At 45.8% G+C, this 13,351-nt stretch carries 13 protein-coding genes; 3 read left to right on the top strand and 10 right to left on the bottom strand.

What is annotated here, in order from left to right; translation table 11 throughout:
* Nucleotides 1-44: 44 nt before the first annotated feature.
* Complete coding sequence (locus tag NYE50_RS07110; RefSeq protein ID WP_017417600.1) at nucleotides 45-422, top strand: PH domain-containing protein; 378 nt, start codon at nucleotides 45-47, stop codon at nucleotides 420-422.
* 37 nt (nucleotides 423-459) lie between these two features.
* Here NYE50_RS07110 and NYE50_RS07105 read toward each other — a convergent pair whose 3' ends face one another.
* The 3 genes from NYE50_RS07105 to NYE50_RS07095 form a co-directional block, all read right to left on the bottom strand.
* Nucleotides 460-1,413: an N-acetylmuramoyl-L-alanine amidase gene (locus tag NYE50_RS07105; RefSeq protein WP_159354045.1), complete on the bottom strand. Its 954-nt coding sequence runs from the start codon at nucleotides 1,411-1,413 to the stop codon at nucleotides 460-462.
* 142 nt (nucleotides 1,414-1,555) lie between these two features.
* Nucleotides 1,556-1,690, bottom strand: a complete 135-nt coding sequence (locus tag NYE50_RS07100; protein ID WP_003154881.1) for a PhrA family phosphatase inhibitor — start codon at nucleotides 1,688-1,690, stop codon at nucleotides 1,556-1,558.
* A complete protein-coding gene (locus tag NYE50_RS07095) occupies nucleotides 1,680-2,816 on the bottom strand; it encodes a Rap family tetratricopeptide repeat protein (RefSeq protein WP_087920760.1) in 1,137 nt (378 codons plus the stop codon). The genes NYE50_RS07100 and NYE50_RS07095 overlap by 11 nt, the downstream gene beginning before the upstream one ends.
* A 204-nt stretch (nucleotides 2,817-3,020) precedes the next feature.
* Between NYE50_RS07095 and NYE50_RS07090 the strand changes: the two genes are divergently transcribed.
* Together NYE50_RS07090 and NYE50_RS07085 are read left to right on the top strand one after the other, a co-directional pair.
* A complete protein-coding gene (locus NYE50_RS07090; protein WP_021494037.1) occupies nucleotides 3,021-3,488 on the top strand; it encodes a DinB family protein in 468 nt (155 codons plus the stop codon).
* 145 nt (nucleotides 3,489-3,633) lie between these two features.
* Nucleotides 3,634-4,398 carry a sulfite exporter TauE/SafE family protein gene (locus tag NYE50_RS07085; protein ID WP_007610763.1) on the top strand — a complete coding sequence of 255 codons (765 nt, stop codon included), beginning with the start codon at nucleotides 3,634-3,636 and terminating at the stop codon, nucleotides 4,396-4,398.
* Nucleotides 4,399-4,431: 33 nt separating this feature from the next.
* Here the strand turns inward: NYE50_RS07085 and NYE50_RS07080 are convergent, their stop codons facing one another.
* The 7 genes from NYE50_RS07080 to NYE50_RS07050 all read right to left on the bottom strand — a co-directional run bounded on the left by NYE50_RS07080 (nucleotide 4,432) and on the right by NYE50_RS07050 (nucleotide 13,145).
* Nucleotides 4,432-5,925 (bottom strand): UxaA family hydrolase, encoded by a 1,494-nt coding sequence (locus tag NYE50_RS07080; RefSeq protein ID WP_224988644.1) that lies wholly within the window; start codon nucleotides 5,923-5,925, stop codon nucleotides 4,432-4,434.
* Entirely contained in the window at nucleotides 5,922-7,367 is a 1,446-nt protein-coding gene (locus tag NYE50_RS07075; RefSeq protein WP_224988642.1) for a tagaturonate reductase, read from the bottom strand. The genes NYE50_RS07080 and NYE50_RS07075 overlap by 4 nt, the downstream gene beginning before the upstream one ends.
* Nucleotides 7,368-7,442: 75 nt before the next feature.
* Complete coding sequence (locus NYE50_RS07070) at nucleotides 7,443-8,441, bottom strand: LacI family DNA-binding transcriptional regulator (RefSeq protein ID WP_014417511.1); 999 nt, start codon at nucleotides 8,439-8,441, stop codon at nucleotides 7,443-7,445.
* A 70-nt stretch (nucleotides 8,442-8,511) separates the two neighbouring features.
* On the bottom strand, nucleotides 8,512-9,903 hold the full coding sequence (locus NYE50_RS07065; protein ID WP_021494040.1) for an MFS transporter: 1,392 nt from the start codon (nucleotides 9,901-9,903) through the stop codon (nucleotides 8,512-8,514).
* Between the two features lie 24 nt (nucleotides 9,904-9,927).
* Nucleotides 9,928-11,325 carry a glucuronate isomerase gene (gene uxaC, locus NYE50_RS07060; protein WP_159354043.1) on the bottom strand — a complete coding sequence of 466 codons (1,398 nt, stop codon included), beginning with the start codon at nucleotides 11,323-11,325 and terminating at the stop codon, nucleotides 9,928-9,930.
* Nucleotides 11,326-11,510: 185 nt separating this feature from the next.
* Nucleotides 11,511-12,689 carry an NAD(P)/FAD-dependent oxidoreductase gene (locus tag NYE50_RS07055; RefSeq protein WP_014417508.1) on the bottom strand — a complete coding sequence of 393 codons (1,179 nt, stop codon included), beginning with the start codon at nucleotides 12,687-12,689 and terminating at the stop codon, nucleotides 11,511-11,513.
* A 39-nt stretch (nucleotides 12,690-12,728) separates the two neighbouring features.
* Nucleotides 12,729-13,145 (bottom strand): DUF1641 domain-containing protein, encoded by a 417-nt coding sequence (locus NYE50_RS07050; RefSeq protein ID WP_003154908.1) that lies wholly within the window; start codon nucleotides 13,143-13,145, stop codon nucleotides 12,729-12,731.
* Between the last annotated feature and the right edge of the window lie 206 nt (nucleotides 13,146-13,351).

Below are 13,351 nucleotides of genomic sequence, written 5' to 3'. Positions count from 1 at the left end.
TTTATAGTATGATTTGATAGAATACGTATCAGGGGGGATATATCATGGGGTTCATCAATGGATTGCTGGGCAATGCGTCGACAATATCGACGGCTGAAGCAAAAGAAGAACTGGCCCGTATTCTGCTGGAAGGTGAGAATGTCAACGCCGCGTTTAAGCTCGTACGAGATATCATTGTCTTTACGGATAAGCGTCTTATTCTTGTTGATAAACAGGGACTCACGGGGAAGAAAACGGAGATTCAATCCATTCCGTACAAGAGCATTTCCAGATTCAGCGTAGAAACCGCCGGCCGCTTTGACCTTGATTCAGAGCTGAAAATTTGGATTTCAGGAGCGGAACTTCCCGCTGTCTCAAAGCAGTTTAAAAAAGATGAAAGCATTTATGATATTCAAAAGGCCCTTGCCGCAGTTTGTATGTAAGAAGAAACGGAAGCCCGGGGAGCTTCCGTTTTATTGATTACAGTTTTTCTTCAATTTTCGCCTTCGTTTTCGGGCCGTAAATTCCGTCTGCCGTTAATCCGCTGACGGATTGAAAACGTTTTACGGCATTTGCCGTTTTCGGACCGTAAACGCCGTCCGCCCCATGATTTTTTGCTCCTTTATCGGGATAAAAATAAAGAGCGGATAAAGCGTTTTGCACTTGTTTTACGTTTGTCCCTTTCGTCAGCGGTTTCGTCACTTTGATCACACCGGATGGAAGCGGATAGGAAGGCACAGCCTGACTTTTTGAAGAAGAACCCGTCTGAGCGAGCTTGATCACTTGTCCGACTGTAATGTGATTCGGATCGGTGATATGGTTGATGCTTTGCAGCGATTTTACGCTGACACCGTGCGATGCGGCGATTTCCGATAAGGTGTCGCCTTTTTTCACATGGTATTCAGAGGCGGAAGAAGAAATAGAGGCTTTTTTCGCCGGCATACTTCCGCTTAATTTCTTTGCAATCTTCGCCTTCACTTCATCCCAGCGGCCTTCAGACAAAATGCGGTGCGGGCAGTACTTTCCGTTCCAGTCCTGATGCTTTCTGATTCTGTCAATCCCCCAGCCCCGTTCTTTCAAAAGCTGCGCCGCGAACGCAATCGCCAGTTCTTCTGCGGCTCTGTACCGTTCGCCGCCTGACTTGCTGTAACAGATTTCTATAGCAATCGACTTTCGGTTTCCGGTACCGTTCGTGCCGTCTCCCGAATGCCAGGCATTCCGGTCCAACGGAATTCCCTGGATCACTTCTTTTTCATCAACCGCAAAATGATAGCTCGTTGATTCGCTGTTTCCCGTCATATAGCTGATTTCATTAGCGGCGGATGCGTCGTTTGCCGTGTTATGAATGGTAATATACTCCGGCGTCATCGGATTCGGACATTTTAACGCATATTTATCAGCCGATACGAGCCGTTTTTTCACTTCAATCCCCACTCTTCATCTCTCCTTATGCCTTTTTCATCAATAGGTGGCATTCGTAGGACAGATAACTTGAGCATATAGACCCTGCATTCGGATAAAAATGGAATGGATACGCATGCAAAAAATAAGACCCTTCCAAAGAAGGGTCTTTATGTTATGTTTGGTTGCGCGCGGCAATATGGAATGTGCCGTCCGCTTGGTTTTCCAAATGGCTTTCATGGCCGATCACCTGTGTAAAGCTGAACCCGACAGCAACAAGCAGCAATCCTGACAACAGTTTAGATTTCATATAGACAATCTCCTCTCTGGATTTGTTTTTGGGCGTGCACCATTTTTTCATAAAACGTGAGCGCTTTTTCAGGCTGTCCGTGTTTCATGTAAAATTTGGCAGCATCATGCGCCAATTCTTCCACATACGGATACAGCATGTGTTCTTCCAGAAAATCAAACGTGTGCCTGACGGATGCGTTATCCATTTCCTTACCGTATAACGCATGTAAAAATTGGAACAGATTCACAAACAATTCATCATTGTATTCGCGGGCGATACTGAGCCCGAGGCGGTATTGCTTCTCTGCTTCGGCTGTAGTGTTCTGTTTATAAAGAACCTGTGTTAATGAGTAAATAGAATGCGGAAGATTATCGAACTTTTCTGACCTGCAAATGGAAACGGATGTCTCAAAATATTCGGCTGCTTTAGAGAGGTCTCCCATTTTTTCGTAACAGTTTCCGAGATTATATAAGGCTGAACTGATAAGACGGGGATTGCCTTCTTGTTTTGCAAGATCTAAAGCAAGTTCTAAGTGGGGCAATGCTCTTTCTGGATACTGCATGTCATCATAATTCCCTGCAATAACGAATTCACATTGGATTCTGCGGACGTTGTACGTCTCATACGATTGGTACGTTTCAAGGGCTTGAACGGCATAACTCATGGAGACGTAGGTTTGTTTCAGGTTGTAAAATATCTCGGCCATTTTAAAAGCAAACTCAGCTTTCTCGATGTCATCAGAAACGAGTGCAAGGTTTTTTTCAGCCCGTTTGTAATACATCATGGCGTTTAGGAACATTTTCTGTTTAAATTCGTACATTCCTCGAAAAAAATTAAAGTAGTAATCAAGCAGTCCTGTCAGTTTATACTGGTTGCCTTCAATGTCTTCCAATAATTCTGAAAACTCAGGCTGAGAAGGGTCCTCCTTTAAGGGCTTGATGTAATCCAGCATGACACGGTGTCTGAATTCCATTAATGAATAATACAGCAGCAGATCCTGATCTTCTTCCATATCCTCGATCTCTCTCTCTACTTCACGCTTGACGCGCTCCGCCTCAAGGACGTGAAACTGCCGGATATGGGTATACCATTCATTAATTTTGAGCCCGACAAAAGAGGACGGAATAGTCTGCTTCATCCTCAATAAATCCCCCCTTTTGGAATGACCGAGATATGTCATATTTTATCATATTTGCTAGAAAAAGAAGAACGCAAAAAGACCGCAATTGTCGAATTTCGGATATCCGCAACGATTTATCTCCGTCACAAGCTTATTGCTTGTTTCTTCCGTGCCGTTGATATAGCATATCCTTGCAGCTTTTATTCTGTATTAAATGGGGGTTTTCACATGACAGCACAAAATCAATTGGTCAGCCACTTTCTGTCACATCGAAACGTGACGATTGAACTGGCGGAAAAAATCAGCCGCGAGCATTACGACTACAAACCGGCAGAGACATCAATGTCCGCTCAGGAACTTGTAAAACACATCGTTTATTCTTTTCTTATGTTTGCAAACGTCATTAACGACGGAAACGGATCAGCCATCCAGAACAAACCGAAAGAAGAAGCGGAAACAGACCTCGTCAAACTGGCGGAAGCATGTACTGAAAAAACGACAGACATCCTGTCACAGCTGACTGAAGAGCAGCTGAACCGCGAAATTGACCTGACCGCCTCTTTCGGCAGAAAAGTGACCGGCGCGGCTCTCCTTCAGCTTGCCATGGAGCATGAAATTCATCATAAAGGCAACCTTTTCGTGTATGTCAGAGAAATGGGCCACACGGAACTTCCGTTTTATCAGCAAAAATCATAATCCGGCCATCCGCCGGTCTGCGACATAACAGCAGGCTGGCGGATTTTTTTGTACTGTATAAAATTTTCCGAAAATTTAATTGATTACCGCCTCTTAATCATATATAATCTGATAAAAATAGTAGGATTATTCAGGAGGCACACAGATGACTGTAAGCATTGTGTTTATGGGTTTCTTTGTCGGAACGCTTGTCGGATTGACGGGTGTGGGAGGAGCGGCGCTTTTGACTCCTTTACTGATCGTTTTGGGGATTAACCCCTCAATCGCCGTCGGCACTGACCTTTTATATAACTCCATCACCAAACTGTTCGGTGTCGTTTCTCATTGGAAGCAGCGTACCGTTCAATTTAAACTTGTCGGCTACTTGGCGCTCGGGAGCATTCCCAGCGCAACAGCCGCCATCGGTGTTCTTCACTTGTTTCCCGCTTTTCATCAGCATCAGGAGCAGATTATCAAACAGGCGCTCGGCTACGTGCTGACCCTTGTCGCCATTTCCATTATCGCCCGCCTTTTTTTCGATAAAAAACTGCGGCCGAACCGCTGGCAGCAAAAAACGCTTGAAGAAAAGCGGACACTCATGATATTGATCGGCGTCATTTTCGGCTTCATCGTCGGCCTGACATCTATTGGGTCCGGCTCATTATTTGCGATCGCCATGTTATACCTGTTCAGAATGAAAACGGCAGAAGTGGTGGGAACGGATATCGCACATGCCTTTCTGCTCGTAACTGCTGCCGGTCTGTTAAACGCAAGCTTCGGAAGCGTCGATTACCTGCTTGTATTGAATCTGTTGATCGGCTCTGTGCCGGGTGTGCTTCTCGGCAGCTTCTTTTCGCCGAAATTCTCACCGCGCCCGCTGCAGTTTGTGATGGCGGCGATTATTTTAATCAGCGGAATAAAATTAATATAAAAAAGGCGGTCTGTTGTCAGATCGCCTTTTCCCTTATAACGTCACACCGGACTTAAAGATTGCAAGCTCCCGAAAATCGTTTTTTTCGTTATTGACGAATTCTCCGCTTGCAACTTTAATAATGTATTGAATAAAATCTCTTACAATGTGATCTTCTGTTGTTTGGTCTTCCGCCAATCTGCCCGCGTTGTAATCAATCCAATGAGGCTTTGATTGAAATAAATCGGTATTTGTTGATACTTTCACAGTCGGGACAAATGTGCCGAACGGCGTGCCTCTTCCGGTTGTAAACAAAACGATGTGACAGCCCGCCGCTGCGAGCGCTGAAGAAGCGATTAAATCATTGCCGGGCGCACTTAGCAGTGTCAATCCCTTTGTTTTCAGGGTTTCACCGTATGTCAGCACATCAGAAACCGGTGCAAGACCGGCTTTTTGGGTGCAGCCGAGCGACTTGTCTTCGAGCGTTGAAATGCCGCCTTCCTTATTCCCTGGTGACGGGTTTTCATAAATCGGCTGCTCGTGCTTCATAAAATATTGCTTGAAATCATTGATCAATCGGACTATTTTATGAAACACTTCTTCGCTCGCCGCACGCTGCATGAGAATCGTCTCAGCGCCGAACATCTCAGGCACCTCCGTTAAGACCGTGCTCCCTCCCTGTGCAATCAAGTAATCTGAAAATCTCCCTAATAAAGGGTTTGCCGTGATGCCGGAAAAACCGTCCGACCCGCCGCATTTCAATCCGATGCTCAATTCTGACAGCGGAATCTCCTCACGTTTATCTCCCTTTGCCGCAAGGTGTATCTCTTTAAGAAGCGCAGTCCCCGCTTCAATTTCATCTGTAACAGCTTGTGATTCGAGAAATTTCACCCGATCTCCGTTCACTTCAGAAAGCGTTTCCTTAATCGCCGCCAGCTCATTATTTTCACAGCCGAGCCCTAAAACCAGCACACCGCCCGCATTTGGATGACGGATGGCGTTTATCAGCATTTGTTTCGTATTCTCATGATCATCGCCAAGCTGGGAGCAGCCGTATTGGTGCTTTAAAACCAGCACATTGTCAAAGGGCGCAATGTCTTTCGCCTCTTTTACGAAGCGCTGCAGGATTTTCTCAGCGACGCCGTTTACACAGCCGACTGTAGGTACGATCCACAGTTCATTCCGGACGCCGGATGTACCGTTTTCTCTTTTGTAGCCTTTAAATGTCCGGTTCTCATTTGTAAAAGGATTGTCCTCGAAGCGCGGTGAATACGTGTATTCTTGCACATCGGATAAATTCGTTTGCAGATTATGGGTATGAATATGCTCGCCGGCCGAAATCCGCCTTGTCGCACGCTCGATCGAAAAACCGTATTTAATAATGCTGCCGTTTTCTTCAATGGTTTGCAGCGCTATTTTATGCCCCCGCTTTACAGGGTCCTTCACTTCAATCGTCAGTCCGTCTGTATGCAGCCGCTCCCCTTTGTTAAAATGGCGCATGGCGAGAAGCACGTTATCGTTTTTATGGATTTTTATGACCTCTTTCATTTTACTTCCCCCTTTTTGCCGCAGCATTCATGTAACGCATGCTTCATACCCCGCTTATGAATGACAGACAGAAAAAAAGCCGTTCGTTCAGTCAGCCCCGGAAGATGATTCAGATTCTTCCCCCACAATCGCTCTTCTCCTAATATGGCAGATGCCGCTTGAAACATATCATCTTTGCAACGGGACCGCGCCATTTGAAAATGGTTAAGAACCTCCTCGCCGTCAGCCGGTTTGTTCGGTCCGTTCCAGTATGAATAGATCATGGCGCTGAACGAAAATACCAGCTTCTCAGGTAGCCGGCCCTCCTGTTCGATATAAGCCTTCAGCGTCGGCAGGTTTCTTGTTTTGAATTTCGCGGCGGCGTTAAGGGTAATGCTTTGCAGATAATGTTGGATATAAGGGTTTTTAAACCGCTGTAACACATCTGCCTCGTATTGGGTGACACCCTCCATTTGCAGCACAGGGAGGATTTCTTCATTGATCAGCTCTTCGATGAATCTGCCCGTCACCTCGTGCTCAGCCGCTTCCCGGACGGTTTGCAGTCCGTATAGTAAAGCCACTGGCGCCAATGCCGTGTGAGCGCCGTTTAAGATTCTCACCTTTTTTGTCCTGTAAGGCGTAAGGTCAGACGTGATCAGTGCGTTCAGCCCGGCCTCAGCAAAAGGAAGCTCATTCTGAAGCTGTTCCGGCCCTTCTATCACCCACAAATAATAATGCTCACCGACCACAAGCAGACGGTCTTCGTATCCGAGAAAATCGGTAAGTTCTTCCGCGGTATCAACGGGAAATCCGGGAACAATCCGATCCACGAGAGTATTGCAGAAGATGTTCGCGTCATGAATCCATTGAGTAAAATCAGGCTCCAGCTCCCACAGCCCGGCATATTGAAGCACGGCAGCCTTCAGTTTCCGTCCGTTTTCTTCGACCAGTTCACATGGAAGCACAATGCACCCTTTCTCGGCGTCACCCGTAAATGCCTTATAGCGGAAATAAAGGAACGCCGCTAATTTCCCGGGGAATGTTTTTTGAGGCCTATCTTCAAGCCGGTCGCCTTTCTCAAACGTAATTCCCGCTTCTGTCGTATTGGAAATGATAAAACGAAGCTCCTCTTGTGCTGCCAGCCGTTTAAAGGAATCATAGTCAGAAAAAAGATCAATGCCGCGGCTGATAGATTTGACGATCATGTGTTCTTCAGCCGGTTTTCCGTCCTTTATCCCCTGCAAAAAAAGCGTAAACAAACCGTCCTGCTCGTTTAAACGTTTTATTTTCTCAGAGCCTCTCGGCTGTACAGCGACAACGCTTCCATTAAAATCCGTCAATTGATTCATTTGATCGATCTGCCAGTCTGCGAAGGCCCGCAAAAAGTTGCCTTCGCCGAACTGAAGGACTTTTTCAGGATATTGAATGTATTCACCGCACATCTTTTTATTCAGCTGACGCAAGCTGTCCGCCTCCTTCTGCATTTATGCACACGTTAACATTTTTCCGTACGAAAACCCGGATAATCAGACGGGCCGTTATGTGAGTTTTTTAATTGAATCTCTTATCATCACCTCGGTGTTTTCGTATATTTTTTCCGCCGCCGTATCCGGGTCGGCGATTAGCGCCAAAATCTTCTCTGCGCCGAGTATGCTGATGTTTTCAACCGGGCGTTTTACTGTCGAAAGCCTCGGCGTCATGTATTGGGAAATGCCGATGTCATCAAACCCGATAACGGATATATCTTCCGGAACGTTCAGGCCTTTGGCGAAAATGGCATTCATCGCCCCGATCGCCATATCATCGTTTGAACAAAAAACAGCCGTAGGCGGTGATTGAAGCGCCAAGAGTTTTTCCATCGCCTGACTGCCGCTTTCCATATCATAGCGGCCTTTTACACTGTATTCATGCTTAATCGGAATAGAATGATCAATTAAAGATGTCAAATAGCCTTCTTTCCGCTGAGAAGTTGACCTGAATCCTTCCTTTCCCTCAATGATCGCGATATCTCTGTGTCCGTTTGCGATCAGGCAGTCGACCGCCTGTCTGGAGCCTTCTTTATCGTTTGACAGGATATTCGTGATGCTCCGGTCATCAATGTCCCGGTTCAGCACGACAAGCGGGATGTTTTTCTCGCGAATATGATAAATAAATGAATTATCACTGTCGCTTTGGCTCATTAAAATGATTCCATCATATCTCATGGGCGTAATGGTTTCAAAGCTTTTCAGGTCGTCAATCGCGCGGACGAACAAATTGTATTCCTCACTGATTGTGCGGTTTACACCTTTGATGGTATCGGAAAAAAAGCTGTGTGAGGTTCCGTTTGTGATGCTTGTAAAAAACAGTCCGATCGTATGGGACTTTTGCATGGCAAGGCTTTTTGCATTTACATTCGGTGTGTAATTCAGCTGTGAAGCGAGCGCTAATATTTTCTGCTTTGTATGCTCTTTAATGTAGGGGCTGCCGTTAAGTGCCCGGGATACAGTGGTGTGGGATACGTTGGCGAGTTTTGCGATATCTTTTATGGTTACCATCGTTTTTCCTTTCTTTCTGTATGCTGTCATTTATTTCTATTGTACCATTAACGGACAGTCCATAAAATCACTAAAGTTGAGGTTTTGCATGATGTAAGTCCTGAACGAGCTCGGCATGCTGCCGGTCCGTCAGCTTATACATCAAACCGATAATCAGCATGGCGCACGCTAAAGCGAAAGCCGGGTACAGCAGCAGAAGCCCTTTAATCCCGATTAACGTGCCTTTTGTCTGAGATGCATTCGGGATATAGCCGATAACGCTCAGCCCGATGCCTGAAAGAAAACCTGATAAAGATTGGGCGAGTTTTCTGGAGAAGTTGAAAAGCGAATATGTCGTCGCCTCCTTCCGTTCACCCGTCTTCCATTCTCCGTAATCAATAATGTCCGACACAAGCGCCCACGTAATGCCGTTTGGTATGCTGATCCCGATAAAAGCAATGCTCGCTAACGCCGTAAAGATATATACATTTGACGGGAGACAGAAATTCAGCGCATCAGCCGCGGCGCTGACGGCAAAACCGATCATCACCGTTTGCTTTTTTCCGAAGCGTTTGACGAGTTTCGGCATAAACAAAACACCTAAAAATGAAGAACCGATGATGATAAAACTCATGTAGGACATCAGCTCCGCATTGTTGAGATTGTACTGGGCGAAGTAAACAAGCATAGCGGATTTAATGTTATATGCCGATATTGAGAAAATCGTCATGAAAACGACGGTCAGAAGCGGTTTGTTGCCGATAAAGCATTTGAAAACGGACATGACGGACAGCTTTTCTTTCGGCGCTTCACGGACGATAATTCTTTCTTTGCAGTTTCGGTAGCAGATCATAAATCCCGCGATTCCGACTACGGCCATCATTCCCATGACTGCCGGGTAGCCGATGTGAACGTTATCAAAATGAACGAGAATCGGGATGACGATGACACTTGTAATGAGCAGCGCGCCGAGGGAGCCGATCTGGCGGAATGCAGAAAGCGCCGTTCTGTCCTCCGCATCCTGTGTAATGGCCGCGCCGAGGGAGCCGTACGGAATATTGACGAAAGAATAAGCGACCCCCCACAGCATGTAAGAAGCATAGGCGTACACAAGCTTCCAGGTGACGCTCACGTCCGGTGACACAAAAATCAATACGGTCATGATCGCAAGAATAATACTTCCGAATAATAAGTACGGCCTGAATTTACCCCGGGGTCCGATCTTTTTTCTGTAGTCAATGGCCGAGCCGACAATCGGATCAGTCACAGCCGCAAACAGCTTGCTGACCAAAAAAATACTGCCGGCGAACGCTGCCGGAATGCCTGCGACATCTGTGAAAAACTTCAGCAAATAGATCTGCCCGAGATCAAACATAAATCCGTTCCCAAAATCTCCAAATCCATAGGATACTTTTTCTTTCAGACTCAGCTTATGCTCCTTCACTTTTGCGGCAGGTGCTGTCACGACAGGCACATTACTCATAGGCCACCTCTTTCATTCCATTTTTTAAAAGCGGAAATATTCCTCAGCATTCCGGTAACAAATCCCCTCGACAATCTTTCCTAAAAGCTCCATATCGTAAGGCGCTTCGCCTTGTTCCGCCCAGCCGCCGATCAGCGTGCAGACAAGCCGCCTGAAGTATTCATGGCGGGGATAGGACAGGAAACTTCTTGAATCCGTCAGCATCCCGATAAAACGGCTGAACAGGCCCATGTTTGATAACGCTTTCATTTGCTGGAGCATTCCATCTTTCGTGTCATTGAACCACCAGGCTGTGCCGAATTGAATTTTCCCCGGTGTTTTCCCATCCTGAAAGCTGTTGATCATGCTGGCGATAATATAGTTGTCATTCGGATTCAAAGAATACAAAATCGTTTTAGGCAACTGTCGCTTTTTTTCGGCGGAATCTAACAGCCGGGCAAGCGGTTTTGCGATACGTTCATCATTAATTGAGTCATATCCTGTATCAGGACCGAGGCTGCTGAACTTATTTGTATTGGTATTTCTTAACGCGTTAATATGGAACTGCATCGCCCAGTCCAGTTCGGCGTAAAGACCGCAAAGATATTGCAGCGTCCGTGTTTTGAATTTCTTTTCATCTTCAAAAGACACATGCTCTCCGCTTAATCCGGCTGCAAAAATCCGGGCCGCTTCCTCTTCGGTCGTCTCGGCATAAACCATTTGATCTAACGCATGATCCGACACTCTTCCCCCGGCATTGTGAAAAAAGCGGACGCGGGATTCTAACGCATCTAAATACGATTGGTAGGTGGTGACAGCTATTCCGGAAGCACTCTCCAGCGAACGGACCCAATCGGCAAAACCCGGTCTGCTGATGTCCAGTCCTTTGTCAGGCCGAAATCCGGGCAGCACTTGAACCGGAAAATCACTTTCTTTCAACAGTTCGTGGTATGTCAGCGCATCGGCAGGATCGTCGGTTGTGCAAATGACTTTGACATTTGATTTCAGAATGAGATTTCTTGCGCCAAACCCGTCTCCCTGCAGGAGCTCATTCGTTTTTTTCCAAATGGCCGCGGCCGTTTTTTCATTCAATACGTCATAAATGCCGAACCAGCGCTGCAGCTCTAAATGCGTCCAGCTGTACAGCGGATTGCCTATCGCCATCGGCACCGTTTTTGCCCAGGCGAAAAACTTCTCTTCATCTGAAGCGTTTCCGGTAATGCAGCGCTCTTCAATGCCGTTGGCCCTCATAATCCGCCACTTGTAGTGGTCACCGTAAAGCCATGCCTCCGTAATGGTTGCGAAGGTTTTATTTTCATAGATTTCCTTTGGGCTTAAGTGACAGTGATAATCAATGATCGGCATGTTTTCAGCGTATTCCCGGTACAGCTTTACGGCCGTTTTACTATCCAGTAAAAAATCATCACCCATAAAAGCTTTCACACTTTCATCCTCCCTCTTAAAAATGTTAACGTTAACAAAATGGTTCTTTTTTATTTTAGCTTCCTCTTTCTCACATATCAATCATTTTTATTTTATTTTTCAGAAAATTGTATCCGTTAACATTTTCATACAAAAAAAGACACTGCCGAGAAAGTCCGGCAATGTCTTCTGTGTGATCTTAAGGATTAGTAAGCGAGGCTGAATAATCCTTTGATATGTGTTAAATAACGTACGTTACTTGCTTCTTTCATTAAAGATGCCGGAAGACCTTTCAGCGGAGTAGAGTTCGCTCCGATGATGGCAACCGCGTCTTTACGTCCGAGGCTTGCAAGCGTACCAGAGTTTACAGGCTTGAATGTTTCAAGCGTTTTTCCTTCTAAGTAAGCGAACAGGTTGTAACCGACAAGTTCACCCATCTGCCAAGCGATTTGCGCTGTCGGCGGGTACGGACGGCCGTCCGGCGCAAAGTATACAGCGCTGTCTCCGACAACGAATACATCTTCGTGAGAAGTAGATTGTAAGAAATCGTTAACCGTCGCACGGCCGCGGTTAACTTCGAGGCCAGATTCGCCGACTAACGGGTTGCCTTGTACGCCGCCTGTCCATACAAATGTGTTGGCAACGACTTTTGAACCGTCTTTCAGATCAATAACGTTTCCTTCAACATTTGTAACAGGAAGACCTGTTAAGAACTCAACGCCGCGTTTTTCAAGACTTTTTGTCGCGCGTTCGATAAGGTCATCAGGAAGAACAGGAAGAATTTTCGGACCTGCTTCTACTAATTTCAGTTTGATTTCTTTCGGATCTACGCCGTATTTTTTCGTAAGGTTCGGCATGATGTCAGCAAGCTCACCGACAAGCTCGACGCCTGTTAAGCCGCCGCCGCCGATAAGGATCGTTGCATCAGCTTCGTTTTTCGTTTTAGCGTATTCACGCACACGGTCTTCCACGTGTTTGTATACTTTGTTGGCATCAGCAGCAGATTTCAGCACCATGCTGTTTTCTTCGAGTCCAGGAATGCCGAAATAAGCCGTAACAGAACCAAGTCCGACAACAAGCGCGTCATAAGTCAGCTTAGAACCGTCAGAAAGGGCAACTTCTTTCTTATCAACTGAGAAAGAATTGACTTCTGCGATTTTAATGTCGACGTCTTTTCCTTTCAGAAGTTTTTCAAGCGGCATAGCAACAGCCTGTTCAGACACGTTGCCTGCTGCAAGGCGGTGCAGTTCTGTAATGATTTGGTGAGTCGGGTATTTGTTCACAACGGTTACGCGTGCTTCATCTTTACTGTAATGTTTGCGAACGGTTAAAGCAGAAAGAACTCCACCGTAACCAGCGCCTAAAATGACAATATGTTTTGACATCGTATATCCTCCGTCCTTTATATCAATTTGAATCTGAGATTATTTTTGTTTTTCGTTCATGATTTCAAGATAGCTGTTAGCAAAACGGAACAGCTTTTGAGCTTGAGGATCTTTCAGCATGCGCAGCAGGCCGAAAAGTCCGATCGTTTCATTGCTTGCATCCGCGCGGTCTTTTGCTTCGATCGCAGTAGCCGCAACTTCTTTCGCTGTTTCTTTCACCGGCTCAAGAATTTCTGTAAGCGCACCCACTGTATCGCTCTTCAATACTTCGTCTGTCGCTACAGACTGTGCAAAATCATAAGACTTCGTTAAAATATTTACTAACTCAGTCAGTTTTGGAAGCTGATCCACTAAAACAGTCAGTGATTCTTGAACTTCAGGTTTTAGCAGCTGATCAATAAGATCGCGTTGGCCTTGGCTGACAGATGCATTTGTTTGATCGATTGTTTCTGGCATATCCGATTCTCCTTTACTATAAGCAGTATGCTGATTTTTTTGGAAAGGGTAGCCTTTCCCCCTTCATGCAGAAAAGCATGAAAAAGCAAGATTGTGAATTCATGCACAATCATTTACAAAAATAAATGTTTACTACCCAGTTTTTCACTTTGCCATATCCAGTATTATTTTTATATCAACAAAAACAATTGAATAAGTCAAAATTT

This window comes from Bacillus sp. EU55 (genome assembly GCF_038005925.1).
GTDB lineage: Bacteria > Bacillota > Bacilli > Bacillales > Bacillaceae > Bacillus > Bacillus velezensis.
This window is presented reverse-complemented; position numbering and strand designations above follow the sequence as displayed.